The sequence below is a fragment of the Micrococcus sp. SL257 genome (assembly GCF_026625585.1).
Classification (GTDB): domain Bacteria; phylum Actinomycetota; class Actinomycetes; order Actinomycetales; family Micrococcaceae; genus Micrococcus; species Micrococcus luteus.
In genome coordinates, this window is the sequence record NZ_CP113053.1 from 1,213,559 (window position 1) to 1,232,441 (window position 18,883).

The 18,883-nt window shown below is 74.7% G+C and carries 14 protein-coding genes and 1 tRNA gene; 6 read left to right on the top strand and 9 right to left on the bottom strand.

The window, feature by feature from the left end; translation table 11 throughout:
- Positions 1–41: 41 nt before the first annotated feature.
- Positions 42–713, top strand: coding sequence for a M48 family metallopeptidase (locus tag OVA32_RS05730; protein ID WP_041105127.1), 672 nt, complete (start codon positions 42–44; stop codon positions 711–713).
- A gap of 64 nt (positions 714–777) precedes the next feature.
- On the opposite strand, the gene OVA32_RS05735 is transcribed toward OVA32_RS05730, so the two are convergent.
- The gene (locus OVA32_RS05735) at positions 778–2,178 is read right to left on the bottom strand and encodes a zinc-dependent metalloprotease (RefSeq protein WP_041105129.1); all 1,401 of its coding nucleotides are present in this window, start codon (positions 2,176–2,178) and stop codon (positions 778–780) included.
- Between the two features lie 196 nt (positions 2,179–2,374).
- On the opposite strand from OVA32_RS05735, the gene OVA32_RS05740 reads away from it, so the two are divergent.
- From OVA32_RS05740 to OVA32_RS05750, 3 genes are all read left to right on the top strand, one after another.
- Complete coding sequence (locus tag OVA32_RS05740) at positions 2,375–3,445, top strand: PDZ domain-containing protein (RefSeq protein WP_230594532.1); 1,071 nt, start codon at positions 2,375–2,377, stop codon at positions 3,443–3,445.
- A gap of 110 nt (positions 3,446–3,555) precedes the next feature.
- Positions 3,556–6,699, top strand: a complete 3,144-nt coding sequence (locus OVA32_RS05745) for a UPF0182 family protein (protein ID WP_061867014.1) — start codon at positions 3,556–3,558, stop codon at positions 6,697–6,699.
- A 175-nt stretch (positions 6,700–6,874) separates the two neighbouring features.
- Positions 6,875–6,948, top strand: a tRNA-Met gene (locus OVA32_RS05750).
- Between the two features lie 133 nt (positions 6,949–7,081).
- On the opposite strand, the gene OVA32_RS05755 is transcribed toward OVA32_RS05750, so the two are convergent.
- The 3 genes from OVA32_RS05755 to OVA32_RS05765 all read right to left on the bottom strand — a co-directional run bounded on the left by OVA32_RS05755 (position 7,082) and on the right by OVA32_RS05765 (position 11,729).
- Entirely contained in the window at positions 7,082–8,482 is a 1,401-nt protein-coding gene (locus OVA32_RS05755; protein ID WP_036341163.1) for a sodium/glutamate symporter, read from the bottom strand.
- Positions 8,483–8,661: 179 nt separating this feature from the next.
- Positions 8,662–9,480, bottom strand: a complete 819-nt coding sequence (locus tag OVA32_RS05760; protein ID WP_002854906.1) for a PspA/IM30 family protein — start codon at positions 9,478–9,480, stop codon at positions 8,662–8,664.
- A 116-nt stretch (positions 9,481–9,596) separates the two neighbouring features.
- Positions 9,597–11,729 carry a TPM domain-containing protein gene (locus OVA32_RS05765; protein ID WP_102708466.1) on the bottom strand — a complete coding sequence of 711 codons (2,133 nt, stop codon included), beginning with the start codon at positions 11,727–11,729 and terminating at the stop codon, positions 9,597–9,599.
- 254 nt (positions 11,730–11,983) lie between these two features.
- On the opposite strand from OVA32_RS05765, the gene OVA32_RS05770 reads away from it, so the two are divergent.
- A complete protein-coding gene (locus OVA32_RS05770; RefSeq protein WP_051995236.1) occupies positions 11,984–13,264 on the top strand; it encodes a S1C family serine protease in 1,281 nt (426 codons plus the stop codon).
- Entirely contained in the window at positions 13,261–14,040 is a 780-nt protein-coding gene (locus tag OVA32_RS05775) for a PIG-L deacetylase family protein (RefSeq protein ID WP_036314367.1), read from the top strand. Before OVA32_RS05770 ends, OVA32_RS05775 begins: the two co-directional genes overlap by 4 nt.
- Positions 14,041–14,063: 23 nt before the next feature.
- On the opposite strand, the gene OVA32_RS05780 is transcribed toward OVA32_RS05775, so the two are convergent.
- The 5 genes from OVA32_RS05780 to folP are packed head-to-tail and all read right to left on the bottom strand — an operon-like array spanning position 14,064 to position 18,833.
- Positions 14,064–15,494, bottom strand: a complete 1,431-nt coding sequence (locus OVA32_RS05780; protein ID WP_041105211.1) for an anti-sigma factor domain-containing protein — start codon at positions 15,492–15,494, stop codon at positions 14,064–14,066.
- 7 nt (positions 15,495–15,501) lie between these two features.
- Entirely contained in the window at positions 15,502–16,062 is a 561-nt protein-coding gene (locus OVA32_RS05785; protein ID WP_044659766.1) for a tRNA (cytidine(34)-2'-O)-methyltransferase, read from the bottom strand.
- A gap of 40 nt (positions 16,063–16,102) precedes the next feature.
- Positions 16,103–17,056, bottom strand: coding sequence for a J domain-containing protein (locus OVA32_RS05790; protein ID WP_061867010.1), 954 nt, complete (start codon positions 17,054–17,056; stop codon positions 16,103–16,105).
- On the bottom strand, positions 17,053–17,844 hold the full coding sequence (locus OVA32_RS05795; RefSeq protein WP_061867009.1) for a dihydrofolate reductase family protein: 792 nt from the start codon (positions 17,842–17,844) through the stop codon (positions 17,053–17,055). Before OVA32_RS05795 ends, OVA32_RS05790 begins: the two co-directional genes overlap by 4 nt.
- Entirely contained in the window at positions 17,841–18,833 is a 993-nt protein-coding gene (gene folP, locus OVA32_RS05800) for a dihydropteroate synthase (RefSeq protein ID WP_061867008.1), read from the bottom strand. The genes OVA32_RS05795 and folP overlap by 4 nt, the downstream gene beginning before the upstream one ends.
- Positions 18,834–18,883: the final 50 nt, after the last annotated feature.

Genomic DNA, 18,883 nt, shown 5'->3' on the forward strand with positions numbered 1-18,883 from the left:
GGATTGTCCACAGCCTGCGGCCCATGCCGGAGAATGGCCCGATGCGCCCTGTCCCGCCCGCCCCCGGCCGCCCTCCGCGTGCCGTCCCGGCCGCCCACCGCGGTCCCGCCCGCGAGAGCACCGACCTGGACTGGGAGGGCACGCCCGTGCGGCTCGTGCGCTCCACGGCCCGCACCCGCACCGTCTCGGCGGCGTGGCGCGACGGCCGCCTGCAGGTCAACGTCCCGGCCCGTCTCTCGGCCGCGCAGGAGCGCGAGTGGATCGGCCGGATGGTCGCGAAGGTGGGCGCACGCGGTGGGACGGGGCAGCCCGCGGCCGACCCGGACGGCCGCCCCGCCGACGCCCGCTCCGACGACGCGCTCCTGGCCTGGGCGGGACGGCTCTCGGCGGCACACCTGGGCGGGCGGGCCCGTCCGGTCTCGGTCACGTGGTCGGCCCGGCAGCGCCGCCGCTGGGGCTCGTGCACGCCGGGGCGCGGCACCATCCGGCTCTCGACGCAGCTGCGCGGCATGCCGGACTGGGTGGTGGCGGCGGTGCTCGTCCACGAGCTGGCCCACCTGCTGGAGTCCGGACACGGCCCGGCCTTCCGACGCCTCGTGGACCGGTACCCGCGCTACGCCGAGGCGATGGCCTTCCTCGACGGGGTCACCTTCGCCGAGGGCCGCGGTCGCACGGCGCCGGACCGGTGGGCGGAGGACGAGGACGCGGGTTGACACGACGGCGGGCGGCCCGCACCCGAGGTGCCGGGCCGCCCGCGGCCGTCGTGCCGAAAGGGGCTCAGCCCTCGCGCGGCGCGTCGCCGAAGCCGCCCTCGAGGAGCTTGCGCAGCTCGTCGTCGAGGGACTCGGTGCTGGCGTCCGCGGCGGAGCGGCGCCCGGTGTACCCGGCGGGGTCCTCGAGGTCCTCCGCCGTGGGCTGACGCTCGGGATGGCGCCAGATCTCCTCGCGATACTCCGTGCCGTGCTCGGCCGTGACGTGCTCCCAGAACGCGGCGGCCTCGCGCAGGCGGCGCGGGCGCAGCTCGAGGCCCACGAGGGCGGCGAAGGCCTGTTCGGCCGGGCCACCCGAGGCGCGGCGGCGGTTCATGGTCTCGCGCAGGGCGGCCGCCGACTCGAGCGGGCGCGCGGCCTCGGCGACCACCACGTCCACCCAGCCCTCCACGAGGGCGACGAGCAGCTCCAGCTGGTCCAGCGCGGCCTGCTGGGTGGCGTCCGGGGCGGCGATGAAGGACGCCCCGTCGAACACGGCCTGCAGGGAACCGGGGTCCATCGGGTCCACCGACTGCGCGGCCCGCTCGATGCCCTCGGTGTCCAGGCGGATGCCCGCGGCGTACTGCTCGACGGCGGCGTACAGGTCCCGCTCGAGCCACGGCGAGTGCAGGAACAGGCGCATGCGTGCGGCCTCACGCAGGGCCAGGTAGATGCGGATCTGGTCGTCCGGCACCGAGAGCCCGTCGCCGAACTCCTCGATGTTCACGGGGACGAGGGCGAGACGGTGGCCGGCGACGGGCAGGCCGATGTCCGTGCCCGAGAGCACCTCCTTGCCCAGGGCGCCCACGGCGCCCCCGAGCTGCAGGCCGAACATCGTGCCGCCCATGTTCTTCAGCATGGGCTGCAGCCCGCCGAGCAGGGAGGCGTCCATGCCCTCGGGGAGCTGACCCGGCAGCTGCTGCTCGATGGCCGCGGACATCGCACGGGACATCGAGATGGCCACGGGCTCGGTGAGCCGGCGCCACTGGTCCATGGTCGCCTCCACCCACTCGGCACGGGACCAGGCCACGCCGACGCTGCCGACGGGCTCGGTCTGCGTGACGCCGTCGAGCCACAGCTCGGCCAGCCGCAGCGCCTCGTCCACCTCGCGTCGCGCGAACGAGCCGACGGCCGGGTCCTCGCCGGCCACGGCCTGGCGGGCGGCCTGCTTCGCCAGAGACCAGTTCACGGGGCCGTCCGAGCCGGAGCCGGAGCTCATCATCGCCTGGAACTGGGCCATGGCCTGCTGCATCATGGCCGGATTCAGCTGGGACGGGTCGAAGGGCACCCCGCCGGGGCCGCCCAGGCCCTCCATGGCGCGTCGGACTTCGTCCGGGTCGGGGCCCTGGCCGCCGAAGAGCTGCCGCAGCATCTCCTCCAGGGGGTCGCGGCCGTCGTCGGATCCGGGCGTGCGCGCGTCGTTGCTCATGTCTCCAGCGTATCCGCGTCGGCGCGACGCGCCCGCCCTCCCGACGTCGCGGCGGCGCGGTTCGCCCATGGCGCACGGCGTCGCGCGGGGCAGGCGGGGGTCGCGGCCCCGCGTAGACTGGTGTGACCGTCGCCGCGCGGCCCGTGCCCGGCGGCGAGGACGGCCCGATCAGGACCCCCAGGAAAGACGGTGTCGCGTGCGCGCAGTGCCCTCGAGGACCACCCGCGCCGCCCGCGTGCCCTTCTCCGGATGGCTCGCCCTGGGCAGCGCCGGGCTGGCACTGCTGGCCCCCACCCCCTACATCCTCGAGGGCCCCGGCCCCGCCGTGGACCTGCTGGGCGAACGCGAGGGTCGACCCGTGCTGCGCGTCGAGGGCGGCGAGGCGGACCCGGGTGAGGGGACCCTGCACATGACCACCGTGATGGTCGGGGGTCCTCCCATCGGCACCACCTCCCTGCTCGATCTCGGCCGCGGCCTGACGGACCCCGCCGTGGACGTGGCCCCGCGCGAGCTGATGTATCCCACCGGCGTCACCTCCGACGAGGTCGGCGAGGCCAATTCGGCGGCCATGTCGGACTCCCAGCAGACCGCGACCGCCGCGGCCCTGCACGAGCTCGGCCGGGAGGTGCCCCAGCGGCTCGTCGTGCAGCAGCTCGTGTCCGGCGGGCCCGCCGAGGGTGTCCTGCGGGCCGGGGACGAGGTGATCGCCGCCGAGGGACGGCCCGTGGCCGACCTGGAGGCCGTGCGCGCCGCCGTCGGGGCCGCGGGGCCCGACCCGGTCACGCTGACGGTCCGCCGCGACGGCGTGGAGCAGGACCTCGAGGTGCCGGTGGCGGCCGCCCCCGAGGGCGCGCCCCAGCCGTGGCAGATGGGGGCCCTGATCGAGACCGCCTACGACGTCCCGGTGGACGTCGAGCTGACCGTGCCGGACATCGGCGGGCCCTCGGCGGGTCTGATGTTCGCGCTCACCGTGATCGAGCGGCTGACCCCGGGCGCGATGACGGGGGGCGCCCCGATCGCGGGAACGGGCACGATCTCGGGGGACGGCGTCGTGGGTCCCATCGGCGGGATCCCGCAGAAGGTGCGCGGCGCCGCCGAGGCGGGGGCCACGACGTTCCTCGCCCCCACGGCGAACTGCGAGGAGCTGGCCGGCCGTGTGCCCGAGGGTCTGACGGTGTACCCCGTGGACACGCTGGGCCAGGCCCGCGACATCGTCGAGGCGGTGGCCCGGGGGGAGAGCCCGGCCGCCGCCCGGACGTGCGGCTGAGCCGACGCACACCAGGACCACCAGACCACCAGACCGGACGACATGTCCGGGGCGCAGCGCCCCGGACCGGAGCAGAGCCCCGCGGACGCGGGAGGGAAGAGGACAGAGCAGTGAGCTTCGGACAGGGAGGCGGCGGACCGTTCGGCGGCCCGCCCCGTGACGGCGGCGGGACCGCCGGGGGCCAGTCCGGCCCGTTCGGGGCGTTCGGCCCCTTCGGCGGCGCCCCGCGCGGCCCGGGCGACGACGGCGACCGCGGTCCTGGTGGCCCGTTCGGCGGGGGCGGGTCCTCCGCCGCGCGCGGCAGGGGCCGGCCGGGCCGGCCGAGCGCGCTCGTGCTGACCATCATCGCGGTGGCCGTGCTCGTGGGGCTGTTCGTGGTGTTCACGAACGTCTACACGGACGTGCTGTGGTTCTCGCAGCTGGGCTTCACCGAGGTCTTCTGGACCGAGGTCGTCGCCAAGGCCGCGCTGTTCCTGATCGCCGGGCTCGGGATGGCCCTCGCCGTGTGGCTGGCGATCCGCACGGCCTGGCGCCACCGCCCCGCGGACGCGTCCGCGGCCGCGCGGGACTCGCTCAGCCAGGCCCAGCGCCAGCTGGAGCCCATCCGGCGCCTGGTGTTCCTGGGTGTCCCGCTCGTGCTCGGCGTGTTCGCCGGCTCCACCGCGATGAACGGGTGGAACACGGTCCTGCTGTTCCTGAACCAGGTGCCCTACGGCCAGGCGGACCCGGAGTTCGGCCTGGACCTCATGTTCTTCATGGCCACCCTGCCGTTCCTGACGCTCGTGGTCGGGTACCTGATCTCGGTGGTCCTGGTCTCCGGCATCACCGGTCTTCTGGTGCACTACCTGTACGGCGCGGTGCGCGTGGAGGAGGGCGGCGGCGTGCGGATCACCCCGGCGGCGCGCGCCCACATCGGCATCACCCTGGCCGTGTTCCTGCTGCTGCAGGGCGTCAACTTCTGGCTCAACCGCTACCGCACCACGCAGTCGCAGACCGGCAACTGGGCCGGCGCGCTCTACACGGACGTGAACGCGGTCATCCCGACGTCGGCGATCCTGGCGGTCACGGCCGTGATCGTGGCCGGCCTGTTCGTGTGGACGGTGGTCTCGGGCCGGTGGCGGCTGTCGCTGATCGGCACCGCGGTCCTGGTCATCACGGCGCTCGTGGTGGGCACGGCGTACCCCTTCATCGTGCAGGAGTACCAGGTGAAGCCGTCCGAGCGCACGCTCGAATCCCAGTACATCGAGCGGAACATCGCCATGACGCGCGAGGCGTACGGCCTGGACGACGTCGAGGTGACGAACTATGAGGGCGCCACGGACACCGAGGCCGGGGCCCTGGCGGGCGAGGAGGCCAACACGGCCAACGTCCGTCTCATGGACCCGAACCTGATCTCCCAGACCTTCGGGCAGCTCCAGCAGTTCCGTCCGTACTACGCGTTCCCCACCACCCTGCACGTGGACCGCTACGAGGTGGACGGCCAGACGCGGGACACCATTCTGGCGGCCCGTGACGTCAACGTGGACGACTCCCAGTCGTGGGTGAACCGCCACACCATCTACACGCACGGCTACGGCATGGTCGTGGCCGACGCCTCCGAGGTCGCGGCCGGCGGCCGGCCCCAGTGGCTGCTCTCCGAGATCCCCACGCGCGGGCCGCTGGCCTCCGACCAGGACTACGAGCCGCGCATCTACTTCGGGCACAACTCGCCCTCGTACTCGGTGGTGGGTGCGCCCGAGGGCGCGCCGGCCGTCGAACGCGACCGGCCGCAGACGGCCGACTCCCAGGAGGACACGGCGTACACCTTCTCCGGCGACGGCGGCCCCTCGGTGGGCAACCTCTTCAACCGGCTCGCGTACGCGGTGAAGTTCGGCTCGCCCGAGCTCGTGCTGTCCTCGGACGTGAACGAGGCCTCGCAGATCCTCTACGATCGCGACCCGGCCGAGCGCGTCCGCAAGGTCGCGCCCTACCTGACGGTGGACACCGCCCCCTACCCGGCGATCGTCGACGGCCGCGTGCAGTGGATCGTGGACGCCTACACGACCTCGGACCAGTTCCCGTACTCCACCGCCCAGCAGCTGGGCGAGGTCACGGTGGACTCCCTGAGCCAGGGCCAGAACCCGGCGCTCCAGGGCCGGGTGAACTACATCCGCAACTCGGTGAAGGCGACGGTGGACGCGTACGACGGCTCGGTGTCTCTCTACGCGTGGGACGACCAGGATCCGCTGCTGCAGGCCTGGCAGAACGTCTACCCGTCCTCGCTGCGCCCGTACTCGGAGATGAGCGCCGGACTCCTGGACCACGTCCGCTACCCGGAGGACATGTTCAAGGTCCAGCGCGAGCTGCTCGGCCGCTACCACGTGACCGACGCGGACGACTTCTACGAGAACAACGACGCGTGGTCCGTGCCGTCGGACCCCACGCGCGAGGAGGACGTCAAGCAGCCGCCGTACTACATGACGCTGCAGATGCCCGGCCAGGACGAGCCGGCGTTCTCCCTCACCAGCAGCTACATACCGCAGATCACGGACGGTGCCCAGCAGCGCAACGTGCTCTACGGGTTCCTCTCCGCCGCCGGCGACGCCGGCACGGGGGAGGACGGCGTGAAGGCCGAGGGCTACGGGCAGCTCCGACTGCTCGAGCTGCCGCGGTCCACCACGGTGCCCGGCCCTGGCCAGGCGCAGGCGAACTTCGACTCGAACGCGGACGTCTCGCGGGAGCTGAACCTGTTGCGCCAGGGCGCGTCCGAGGTGCTCAACGGCAACATGATCACCCTGCCGGTGGCCGGCGGCATCCTCTACGTCCAGCCGGTGTACGTCCGCTCCTCGGGCGGCACCACCTACCCGACGCTGCGCAAGGTGCTCGTCTCGTTCGGCGACAAGGTCGGCTTCGCGGACACCCTCCAGGAGGCCCTGGACCAGGTGTTCGACGGCGACTCGGGCGCGGTCACCCCGGAGGAGAACCAGGCGGAGGCGCCCGCCCCGGGCGAGGAGCCGTCGGCTCCGGGCACGGTCGAGGAGGAGCTCTCGGCGGCCCTCGAGGAGGCGCAGGACGCCCTGACCCAGGGCCAGGAGCGTCTGGCCGAGGGCGACTGGGCCGGCTACGGCGAGCAGCAGAAGCGTCTCAACGAGGCCCTGAAGCGTGCCACCGCCGCCGACGACGCCCTGGGCGGCGACGCGCCTGCCCAGGACCAGGCCCCGGCCGAGGCGAGCCCCGCGCCGTCGTCGAGCCCCAGCCCGACGCCGAGCGGCTGACGGGCGTCGGCGGGCCGGGCCCGCCGGACCGTCGACGACGGCCCCGGCCACGCACCGCGCGTGGTCGGGGCCGCTGTCGTCTCGGGGCAGATGGCCGCCGCATGGCCGCCGGATGGCGGGGTGCTGACGCTGATTTGAACTCGACGGGACAGGTGTGTATAGTTCTAGAAGTCGCCGCGGGGTGGAGCAGTTCGGTAGCTCGCCGGGCTCATAACCCGGAGGTCGCAGGTTCAAATCCTGCCCCCGCAACGAGAAGGAGAAGGCCCCCAGCATCTGCTGGGGGCCTTCTCGCATGTCCGGACCCGGTCGCCCCGGCCCGCCGGCACGGTGCTGGCGGGCGAGCCGACCGCCCTCGGGCGATCAACGCGGGGGAGCGGGAGCGTCAGCGGCTCGAGGCCCGGACCGCCTGCTGGGCCGGGGTGCGGCGGCCCGGGTCGGTGCGGCGCAGCCAGACGGCAGCGATGATCGCGATGACCGCGATGGCGCCCCAGATGCCGACGACGGCCCAGGACAGGCCCGCGAGGAGCAGCAGCGGCACGAAGGACACGGCCGCGATCTCCACGGGCACCACCGGGATGTAGGCCACGCCGAACTGCTCCATGGTCCCGGACTTCAGCTTCGGGTCCACGATGCGCAGCATGGCCACGCCCGTGGCGACGGCGCCGGTGGCCCAGCCCCACGTGAACAGCTGCTTCTCGAACCACGCGTCGGTCATGACGCGCGGCGCCACGACGATCCCCAGGAACAGGGCCAGCGCGAGGCCGATCACGAACAGGAGCAGCAGCGGCTGCCAGTAGTCCACGACCACGGTCGGGGCGATCGCGGCGATGCCGCAGACGATGAGGATGTCCGTGGCGGTGCCGGACACCGAGTTCAGCGAGCCCGGGTCGAGGAACTTCGCCGTCTTCGTGGCCTGGAACAGGACGCGGGCGATCAGGCCGAGGAGGAACGCGATCGCGAACGCGGGGATGATCAGCTGGGGACCGTCCTCACCCACGACGCTCGGCCACACGGCCGTGATCCAGGAGACCACGCCGTGCGCGGCCGCCGCGATCATCGCGACCACGCCGACCTGGAAGGCCAGCGACTCCACCGAGGCCGCCGAGAAGGTGTGCCGGCCGATGACCGGGCGTTCCTCCACCTGGTTCAGCACCCCGGTGCGCAGCTCCTCCGGGATGGAGGTCAGGCCCGCGAACTCCCGCGCGTGGCCGCGCTGCGCGCCGATCTTGGCCTGGATGATGCCACCCACCACGCCGACGATCATGCCGACGGTGGCCGAGGTGTAGGCCAGCGAGGTGACGGTCGCATCACCGTTGGCCGCGTACGCCTGGCCCACGGCGGCCGCGGAGCCGAAGCCTCCCGCCCAGCCGGCGAACAGCAGGGCGGCGAACGAGTCGGGCGCGTCGAACAGCGGCTGCAGGAGGACCAGCGTGACGAGGGCGCCGATGGCCACCTGGGAGGAGTAGATCAGCACGCCGTAGGACGCGAACGCGCCCACGGGGCGGCCGATCTTGCGGACGTCGAAGTCGTCGGTGAGCGCGATGCACACGAACACGATGACGATCAGGATCGAGCCGTACGTGCCCAGCTGGGAGCTGAACGGCAGCCAGCCCAGGCCGTTCGGGCCGAGGGCCAGGCCCAGGATGCCCGCGATGACGGAGGCCGGGATCATCAGGGTCTGGAGGGGCGTGATGACGGCACGGGCCAGCGTGCCCACGGCCAGGAGCGCGCCGATGAGGCCGGCGTCGACCAGCACGGACCAGGCCGTGAACTGCTCTTGCATGGGGTTCTTCCTCTGTGCGGGGACGGGGGTGTCCCACGGAGCGTGCCGAGGGACCCCGGGACAGTACCAAAGGAGCGCGGGGGCCGGGGCGCGTCCGGGAGGAGCACCGGGCCGGGGCGCACGAGGACGGCCCGCCGCGCCGGCGTGGGCCGGGCGACGGGCCGTGGGGAGGGGCGGGGTCAGCCGCGCGCGGTGCCGGTCTCCTCGGCGGTCCCCTCGGCCGCGTAGTCGAGGGTCAGGGTCTCATCGGCGTCGACGTCGCCCGAGGTGAGGGCGGCCTGGCCGGCGCCGCCGGCCTTGAGGGCGGCGAGGCGGGCCTCCACCTCGGTCTTCTCGCCGAGGTCCTCGAGGGACTCGAACTGGGCGTCGAGGGAGGAGGCGGCGATCTCCTGCTGGCCGCGCACGCGGGCCTCCTCGCGACGGACCTTCTCTTCGAAGCGGGAGACCTCGGAGGTCGGGTCCAGCAGGTCGATCGACTTCACGGCGTCGGCCACCGCGGACTGGGCGTGGGCGGACTTGGCGCGGGCGGTCAGCTCGTCGCGCTTGGCGACCAGCTGCTGACGCTTGACCTTCATCTGGTCCAGACCGGTCTTCAGGCGCTCCACGATCTCGCGCTGCGAGGCGATGGTCGGCTCCGCGGACTTCGCCTGGCGCTCGAAGTCCATCTGGCGCTCGATGGCCACCTTGGCGAGGTTGTCGAACTTGTCCGCCGAGGCGGTGTCGCCCTTGGTGCGGAAGTCGTCGGCCTTCTGGGAGGCGGCCAGCGCCTTCTGGCCCCAGCTGCGGGACGCGTCCTGGTCCTCGCGGTAGTCGTCCTCGATCATCCGCAGGTTGCCGATCGTCTGGGCGACGGCGGCCTCGGCCTCCGCGATGTTGTTCGTGTAGTCGCGGACCATCTGGTCCAGCATCTTCTGGGGGTCCTCGGCCTTGTCCAGCATCGCGTTGATGTTGGCCTTCGCCAGCGTGCTGATGCGGCCGAAGATGGACTGCTTGACCATGGTGTCTGCCTTTCGTCGGTCTTTCACGTCAGCGCAGACCGTCGGCCTGCGTCCACCCCGTCCCGCGCGTGCGGGCCGGGCCGGCGCCCGGGGCGCCGGAGTTCATGGGGCGGCGGTCAGAAGCCGCCGCCGGAGATGTCGCCGAACCCGCCGAAGTCGCCGCCGCCGAGGCCGCCGCCGTCGAACCCGCCGAAGCCACCGCCGCCCCAGCTGCCGCTGTTCAGGATCGAGTTCATCAGGATGCCGCCGAGCAGTGCGCCGCCGAGGCCGCCGCCGAAGCTGCCGCCCACTCCGGCGCGCGGGCGTGCACCGTACATGCCGCCCACCATGCCGGGGCCGTAGCCGAAGCCCTCGACGTCCGCGCGGGCCAGCTCGCTCGCGCGCTCGGCCAGCTGGGAGGCGCGCTGCGCCTGCTGGAGGGCGGCCACGGGGTCGGTGCGGCCGAGGCTGATCGCCGAACGCAGCGTGTGGTCGGCCTCCGCGAGCCGGGTCCGGGCCTCCGAGCCCACCGCACCGCGCCGGGCGCCGATGAAGTCGGCCGTGCCGTCGATCTGCGCCTGGGCCTGGGCGATCGTGGAGGTGAGCACCTGGGAGGCCTGGCGGGCCTGCTCCCGAGCGTCGCGGACGCCGGCCAGCGGGGTGTTGAGCTGGCGGTGCGCGGCCTCGAGCTGGTGCAGCAGCTCCAGGGGGTCCGGGCGGCCGGCCGCGAGGGCTCGGCGCACCGCGTTCACGGCGTTCTTCATCCCCGCCACCGGGCCGGCCAGCTCGGGGTTCGACCCGTTGGCCACGAGCGCCTCGGCCTCGGCGACGTCCTGCTCGGACTGGGCGAGGCCCGTCTGCAGGTTGCCCAGCATGGCCCGCAGGGACCCCTCGGCCTTGCCCACCGCCTCCGTGAGCGTGTCCACCTGGCTGAGCGCCTCCTCGGCGGCACGCACGGCCAGCGCCGCCGTGGAGCGGTCCTGGGCGTCCCACGCGCTCCGCGCCTTCGCGACGGCGGTCTCCACGAACTCGAGCCGCTCCCGGGCCTGCGTCGCGTTGTCCGCGACCTCGGCGAGGGCGGACTCCGCGTACTGGCCGTGCAGCGCGGCGATCGCCGACTCGGACTCCTGCACCCGGGACCGCGCCTCGGGCAGGCGGGCGTCGACGCGCTCCAGGGCCTCGGGCACCTGGTTCTCGAGGTCGCGCAGGGAGTCGAACTCCTTCTTGTGCGCCGCGAGGGCCGCACCCACGGCCTCGCTGCGCTGGATGATCTCCTTGAGCCAGGCGCGCTGCTCGGCCTCGGTGTCCGGGATCTCGTCGTCGAGCTGGTGCTGGAGCTGGAACGAGGCCCGCATGTGCTCCTTGGCCCGATCGATGTCCTCGCGGAACGTCGCCACGGACTTCTCCCCGTAGGACGCCTCGGCGAAGCCCAGCTCCTGCTCCGAGGAGCGGATGGCGTCGTCCGCGGCCACGAGCTTCGAGCCGGCCTGGGTGCGCAGCTGCTCCACGCTGAGCTCGTCGAGGGGGTCGCGGCGGACCTCCTCGGTGCGGCCCCCTTCGACCGCGCCGCCCTGCGTGCGCTTCCGGCTGCGGGCCACGAGCACGCCGCCGCCCACGGCCGCGGCCACCGCGCCCGCGCCGAGCACCGCCGTCAGGGCCCCGCCGCCGGAGGCGCCCTGGGCCGTGCTCCCGTCGCCCGCGGTGCCGGCCGGCAGGGCACCGGCCGGATCGTACTCGGCCCCGCTGGCCCCCGTGCCGTCGAGCGTGCCGTCGGCGGCGTCGTCGAGCCCCTGCACCGCGGCGGTGCCCGCCGCGAGCCATTCCGCCGAGCCGGGGTCCGTGCCGATCTTGGACAGCTCCGGGCCCACGTAGGTGCGCGTCACCTGGTTCTGCAGGTCCGCGTCCCCGCCGCTGTCCAGCCCATAGGCGCGGTCCTCGACCGCGATCGCCAGGACCGAGTCGTTCGTCCCGAGCCCGCGCTGGCGCGCCACGTCCTGGGCCAGCGTCTGGGCGTCCGTGCTGAACTCATCCACGTAGACGACGTACAGCCCCTGCCCGGTGTCCCGGCGCAGGTCCTGGATCTCCTGGGTCAGCCGCTGCTCATCGGAGGTCGAGAGCACCCCGGCCTCGTCCACCACGTACACGCCCGGCGGCACCGTCACGGCGTGCGAGGCGGGTGCCGCCACCAGGAGGCCCAGGCCTCCCAGACCCGCGGCGGTCACGGCGCGCGCCAGACGGCCGACATCGGCGGGGCGGGTGGGCACGGTCATGCGGGGTCTCCTTCGACGGCGGAGGCGAGCCGCCGCACCGGGCGGACCCGCCGGATCCTGGGGTTGAGTGTAGGGCGGCGTGGGAATCGGGCACCAGGGATCCGGCGCGGCCGGGACCGTGGGAGGAGCGGACGTTCGGCCTCTAGGCGGCGTTCAGTCATGCACGCTAGCGTGGACGTGCCCCGGGGCGCGCGTCCGCAAGACGACGGGCGTCTGTGTCGACCGCCCGGGGCCCGACCCGAAGCGAGGACCCCGTGGACCAGACCGCCGCCCCCACCCAGCCCCCCGTGCCGACGGCCCGCACCGTCGCGCGTCCCCGGCCCCAGTCCCGCGCCCGTGCCGGGGCGGGCCTGCTCGCCGCAGCCGTGCTCATGGTGGGGCTCTCCGGTTGCGCGGTCGCGGAGGACGGCGGCGAGGCCGCGTCCGAGGCCGCGAGCTCCTCCTCCTCGCAGGCGACGGACACCTCGGCCGAGGCCGGGGGACAGCCCGTGGCGGACACCGCCGTCGGGAACGCCGCGAGGACCGCGCTGCCCTCCGTGGTGACCATCTCCGCGACGTCGAGCTCCGCCTCCGGTTCCGGTTCCGGGTCGATCCTGGACACGGAGGGGCACATCCTCACGAACACCCACGTGGTCACCCTCGGCGGCCAGGCCAACGACGCCGAGCTGACGGTGCGCACCTCGGACGGGGAGGTCTACGCTGCCACCGTCGTGGGCACCGACCCGCTGTCCGACCTGGCCGTCATCAAGATCGACGCCCCGGACCTCACCCCCATCCAGATCGGCCGGTCCGGGGATTTGAAGGTCGGGGACGAGGCCGTCGCCATCGGCGCCCCCCTGGGCCTGCCGAACACCGTGACCGACGGGATCATCTCCACCCTGGACCGGACCATCGCGGTGGCGTCCTCCGAGGCGCCCGAGCCGCAGGGCGAGAGCTCCGGCTCGTCCTCCGGCACCGATCAGTACCGTTTCCAGCTGCCGGGCACCCCGCAGGGCACCCGGGGCGAGGTGTACATCAACGTGCTGCAGACCGACGCGGCCATCAACCCCGGCAACTCCGGAGGCGCGCTCGTCGACGCCGAGGGTCGCCTGGTGGGCGTGAACGTCGCGATCGCCTCGGCCGGCCAGGACCCGAGCGAGGCGGGCAACATCGGGGTCGGCTTCGCCATCCCCGTGGACTACGCCCAGCGGGTCGCACAGGACCTGATCGACCACGGCAAGGCCACGCATGCCATGCTCGGCGTGAGCGTCACCCCGGAGCCCGCCGAGGTGCAGGGCGGCAGCGAGAACGCCCGGACCGTGTTCAGCGACGGCGCCCGCGTCCAGCAGGTCGTGGGAGAGTCGGCGGCCGACGCGGCCGGGCTGAAGGAGGGCGACGTGATCACCGCCGTCGGCGACCGCGCGGTGATCGACTCCGAGTCCCTCACCGCCGTCGTCCGCGAGCACCGCGTGGGAGACTCGGTGGACGTCACCTACCTCCGCGACGGCGCGGAGCAGACGACCGAGGTGACGTTCACGGAGGACACCCGCTCGTGACCACCACGCTCACCACCCCCGCCGCGCTCGCGGCCCACCACGGCTGGCGCCGGGTCCTGGCCGTCGGCGCCCACCCGGACGACCTCGACTTCGGGGCCGCCGCCACCCTGGCCGGCTTCCGCGCGGCCGGGCTGCACATCGAGCTGTGCATCGTGACGGACGGGGACGCCGGCGGCTTCGACTCGGAGGGCCCGGAGGCGATGACCGCCCGCCGGCACGCCGAACAGCGCGCGGCCGCCGCCGTCGTCGGTGCCGCCGAGGTCCACTTCCTCGGCGAGCGCGACGGACACCTCGAGCCGGACCACGGCGTGCGCCGCAAGCTCGTGGCGCTGATGCGCCGCGTCCGCCCGGACGTGGTGCTCAGCACCCACCCGGAGCGGGACTGGGAGCGGATGCAGGCCGCCCACCCGGACCACCTCGCCTGCGGCGAGGCCGTGGTGCGCGCCGCGTACCCGGCGGCCGAGAACCCGTACGCGTACCCGGAGCTCGCGGCGGAGGGGCTCGAGGCGTTCAAGGTCCGGAACCTGCTGCTGTACGCCGCCCCCGCCGCGCGCCGGAACACGGTCGTGGACGTCACGGGCCTGGCGGAGCAGAAGCTGCGCGCCCTCGACGCCCACCTCTCCCAGCACCCGGACGTCGACGCGATGCGGCGGCACGTGCTCGCCCAGATGGCCGAACATCACCGGCGCGCCGCCGGCCCGGCCGCCGCGCCGGGTCACGCCGAGGCGTTCCACCTGGTCACGGTCAACGGTCCGAGCACCATCGCCGGGTTCTGAACCGCCCCCCCCTGCGGGGGATCTCAGTTGGTGCTCGGCCGACCGCCGTAGCGCGGGCCGGTCTGCGCGGTGGGGTCGAGGTCCACGCCGACGACGGGCTCCGACGTCGGCACCTCCGAGCCCGAGCTGGGCTCCACGGAGATGCCCATCGCCGCGAAGCGGTCCAGCCCCCGGAAGGTGACGGGCTCGCCGAAGCCGTTGGCGTCGAACGTGCCGAGCGAGGCCGGGGCCGTGCCGTCCGAGGGGTAGAGCCACAGCTGGTAGGACTGACCCTCCGGCAGCTGGGGCATCCCGCTGATCGTCAGGTAGCCGCTGTTCTGCTCCCGGGACAGGAACGCCTGGACCGTGCCGCCGTCCTGGGCCGGGTACTCCGAGGTCGTGAACAGGTCCTTCGACTGGTCGATGCGGTGCACGATGCCCGGCCGCGTGAACTGACTCCACACCGTCCACCCGCCGACGCCGAGCACGAGGGCCGCGAGCAGCAGGAGGGCGGTCACCTTGAGCCAGCGCAGGCGGTCCCGCGGCGGGCCGGCGGGGGCGGACTCGTCGCCGATCAGGTCCATGCCCACGTCCTGGGCGGGCAGGCGACGCAGGACCTCGTCGAGCAGGGCCGACGGCGGCTCGGCCGTCACGGACCGGAACGCCCAGGCCACCGCCTGGCGCGCACCGTCCACCCGGGAGCGCCACAGGGCCAGCTCGCCGCCCCGCCGCTGCACGGCGGAGAAGGCCGCGGTGTGCCCGGCCGTGTCGAGGGCGTGCACGGCCGAGAGGTCGGCCAGCTCGAGTGCGCGGCCGGCGTCCACGTCCTCGCGCACGTCCGCGCCGAGTGCCGGGCCGGTCGCCGGGGCCGGCGCGGACGGCCGGGCGGCGTCCTGCGTGAGGTCGCGGCGGGCCGCCACGACCTGCCGCACGCCGTCACGCAGGAGGGTGCGGGCCTGGTCGGCCGGCAGACCCAGCCGATCGGCGACCTCCCGGTCGGTGCAGCCGCCCAGCCACGCCAGTCGCACGGCCTCGTAGGCGTCCGGGGCCACGCGGTCGACGAGGTCCTCGGGCAACGGCGCGGGCCCGGCCGGGCCGGGACGACGCCCACGTTCCGCCGCGGAGCCGCCGGCGCGGCGCAGCGAGGTCATCACGCGGTGGGCGAGGACCTCGAGCCACGTGAACACCTGGCGCTCGCGGTGGGTCGCGTCGTCACGCTCGCTCAGGTCGAGCCCGGCCTCGGAGGCCTCCTCCCATGCCGTCAGGTAGGTGCGGACCGTGGCCGCGGCGGCGTCGTCGCCGGGGCCGAACATCGCTTCGGCCAGGCCGTGCACCCACGGGACCGTGGCGTCGTAGAACGCGGAGAACGCGGCCCGGTCACCCTCGGCGCTGCGGCGCAGGAGGGTGTCCAGGGCGGGCTGGCCGGCGTCATCGGGGCGGTCGGCGTGGGGCTCGGACGCGTCAGGAGTCTGCATGGTGGCCTCAGTCTAGGGAATCGGGGCGGGCAGCGGACCCGGCGAAGTCGTGCTGGCGCCAGGCCTCGTACACGGCGATGGAGACGGCGTTCGCCAGGTTCAGGGACCGACGGGCCGGCTGCATGGGCAGGCAGACGGTCTCGGTGACCCGCGGATCGGTCAGCACCTCCTCGGGCAGGCCGGTGGACTCGCGGCCGAAGAGCAGCACGTCGCCGGGCCGGTAGGCGACCCGGTCGTGCCGCACGGACCCGCGCGCGGTGAAGGCCAGCACACGGGCGGGGGCGAGGGCCGCGAGCGCAGCGTCGAGGTCCGGGTGCACCGTCACCACCGCGAGGTCGTGGTAGTCCAGACCGGCGCGGCGCAGGTGGGCGTCCTCGAACCCGAAGCCCAGCGGCTCCACGAGGTGCAGCTCGGCCCCCGTGAGGGCGGCGAGCCGGATCGCGTTGCCGGTGTTGCCGGGGATCTCCGGGGTGAGCAGCAGGATCCGGAAGCCGGGGGTGCCGGGCGCCGGGGCGCGGTCGGCGCCCTCGTGCGGGTTCGGGCGGGGTGGGGTGGGGGAGTCGGGCACGCGCCCAGCCTAGTGGGGCGCCGCCGGGCGGGGACGTGCCTCAGTGGAGCCGGCCGACCAGCGCGCCGAGCGCGCGCCGGTCCACGAGATCCGGGTCCGTGCCGGTGCCCAGGAAGAGCGCGACCTCGCGCGCGAACGCGATCCCGGGCGCGGGCGGGGCGGTGAGCAGGTCGGCCTGCGCCTCCGGTGCGTCGGCGCCGCGCGTGTGGCGGATCACGGGTGCGTGCCGCGCGTCGCGGTCCGTCATCACGTGCACGAATCCGCCGACGGTGACTTGGGGCAGGGCCTGCTGCCACGCCATCATCGCGGGGCCGAGCAGCGGCGGGGCCACGGGACGGCCCCGGGAGCGCAGGTCCGCCCCGTCCCAGGTGTAGGTCCCTTCCGGGACCATGACGGAGCCGATCAGCGCCAGGCGATGGCCGCACAGCACCGCGTGGTCCACGTCGAGGTGCCGTCCCCAGCGCCCGCCCAGCCGCAGCCCGGTCAGGACCCGGGCGGCCGGCAGCGCGTCCGCCACGTGGCGCAGCAGCACGTCGAGGGTGCGGGCCTGCCGCAGCACCCGGTGCTCGTCCGGCAGGATCCCGCGCGGCCGCGGCGCCCCGTGGACGCGTTGGCTCGATCGCGGCAGGTCCAGCACGGTCGGGTCCGTCTCCGCCTCGCCGGGCGGGGGCTCGTAGCGCACGGGGCGGGCGGCACGTCCGCCGGGTCCGGACCGTCCCGACGGTCTCGCCCGCCCTGATCCGGCCGTCGCGTGGGGGCCGCGGGCACCGACGTCCGGGTCGGGCAGCGAGAGGTCGTACCGGCGCCGGGCCTCGGCGTCGCCGAGCAGGTCCCACGCCCGCGTCACGGCCCGGAAGGCGGCGGGGTCGCCACCGACGTCGGGGTGCGCGGCCCGGGCCGCGCGGCGGTAGGCCCGCCGGACCTCCTCGGCGGTCGCGTCGCGGGGCACGCCCAGGACCTCGTAGGCGGTGCGGTGCTCCTCGGCCGCGCTCACGGCGTGGCGTCCGGGCCGGGGGAGGCGCGCCGCTCGTGGTGCAGGCGCAGGAACAGCATGCCGTCGTCGTGGAGCACCTGGACCAGCTGCAGCCGGGCGGGGAAGCCGGGGCCGTCCTCGCCTGTCAGGACGCGGCCGGCGGCGGGTCCGGCCAGCAGCGGCGCCACGGTGAGGTGCACCTCGTCCACGAGGCCGGCCGCCGCGAGGCTGCCGAACAGGCGCGGTCCGCCCTCGCAGTGGACGACGCGGGCGCCGCGCGCGTGCAGGGTCGCCACCACGGTCTGGGGGTCCACGTGCTCCTCGCCGACCGCCAGCACGTCCGCGCGCGCGGCCAGCGCCGCCGCCCGCTCCGGCTCGGCCGCGAGGGCAGCCCGGGACGTGAGGATCCAGGGGCGGACCGGGGCGGCCGTGAAGAACGCGGACTCCGGGTCCAGGTCCAGGCTGCCGCTGACCACGGCCACGGGCGGGTCGGCAGGCCGGTCGGCCGCCGCGCGTCGACGCCGGTCCTCCTCGGAGAGGAGCGGTCCCTCGTAGCCTTCGGCGCGGATGGTCCCGGCCCCCACGAGGACGACGTCGGCGTCGTGCCGGGACAGGGACAGCAGCCGCTGATCGGCGGGGGAGCCGAGCCCGCCGGCACGGCCGTCCAGGGTGGCCGCGCCGTCGGCGGAGGCGATGAACACGACGCGGACCCAGGGTCCGGGGCCGGTGTCCTCGGCCGGGGGCGCGGCGAGGGCGGCGCGGAGGGCGTCGTCGTCCAGCTCGGGGCCGGTCTCGGTCAGCCGTCTCATGCCCGCCCCCCGCGGTGGGCGCGGTGTCCGGCCAGGGTGCTGCGGTCCGGCGGCGGGTTCTCCGCGCCCATGTTGTGGACCAGGCGCGCCGGCTGACGCCACCCGAACACGCACTCGAGCATGCGGGCCGCCGAGACGGAGGCGTCGGCGTCGTGCATGCGCAGGATCCGGGCGCCGCCGTACACGCAGGCCGCAGCCGCGGCCAGCGAGCCGGGCAGGCGCTCGTGCCGGTGCCGGTCCAGGCTCTCGCCGATGAAGTCCTTGTTCGAGACCGCGGCCAGCACGGGCAGCCCCAGGGCGGCGATCTCGTCCAGCCGCCGCGTGATCTCGAGGGTGTGCCGGGTGTTCTTGTTCAGATCGTGGCCGGGGTCCACGACGATCCTCTCCTCGGGGACGCCGAGCGCCACGGCCCGGTCGACGGTGCGCCGCAGGTGGTCGCGGACCTCCGTGACGACGTCGCCATAGGTCGGCCGGGGGACCACGGCCCGGGGTCCGCGCACGTGGGCGAGGGAGTGGGTGACCACGAGGTGCGCGCCCGCGGCGGCCACCACCCGGCCCAGGTCCGCGTGGAACAGCCCCGTGGTGTCGTTGACGACGTCCGCCCCCGCGGCCAGGGCCGCCTCGGCCACGGCCGGCTGGAACGTGTCCGCCGAGAGGATCAGCCGGCGTGACGCCTCGGACGACCCGGCCCCGTCCCCGCTCCGCAGGGCCGCGATCAGGGGGACCACCCGCGCCGCCTCCTCGGCCGGGTCGAGCTCCGCCCCGGGCGCGAACGGCACGCCGCCGACGTCGACCCACTCGGCTCCGGCGTCCGCCGCGGCGTGGGCCTGGGCGAGGGCGTCCTCGAGGACGGCGCCGGCGCCGTCGTCATAGAAGGAGTCCGGGGTGCGGTTGACCACGGCCATCGTGACGATCCGGCGGCGGAAGTCGATCTCGTGGTGGGCGAACCGGTGCACCGGGTGGACGAGCGGGACGGAGGGGGTCGGCACCCGGCCATTCAACCACCGGCGCCGCACGGTGACAGTGCGCCCCGGAAGGA

Bases quoted from the DNA above. Each gene is read 5' to 3' on its own strand.
- OVA32_RS05760 (WP_002854906.1), bottom strand. From the start codon at position 9,480: ATGGTCAAGCAGTCCATCTTCGGCCGCATCAGCACGCTGGCGAAGGCC.
- OVA32_RS05755 (WP_036341163.1), bottom strand. From the start codon at position 8,482: ATGCAAGAGCAGTTCACGGCCTGGTCCGTGCTGGTCGACGCCGGCCTC.
- OVA32_RS05730 (WP_041105127.1), top strand. From the start codon at position 42: ATGCGCCCTGTCCCGCCCGCCCCCGGCCGCCCTCCGCGTGCCGTCCCG.
- OVA32_RS05795 (WP_061867009.1), bottom strand. From the start codon at position 17,844: ATGAGACGGCTGACCGAGACCGGCCCCGAGCTGGACGACGACGCCCTC.
- OVA32_RS05735 (WP_041105129.1), bottom strand. From the start codon at position 2,178: ATGAGCAACGACGCGCGCACGCCCGGATCCGACGACGGCCGCGACCCC.
- OVA32_RS05765 (WP_102708466.1), bottom strand. From the start codon at position 11,729: ATGACCGTGCCCACCCGCCCCGCCGATGTCGGCCGTCTGGCGCGCGCC.
- OVA32_RS05780 (WP_041105211.1), bottom strand. From the start codon at position 15,494: ATGCAGACTCCTGACGCGTCCGAGCCCCACGCCGACCGCCCCGATGAC.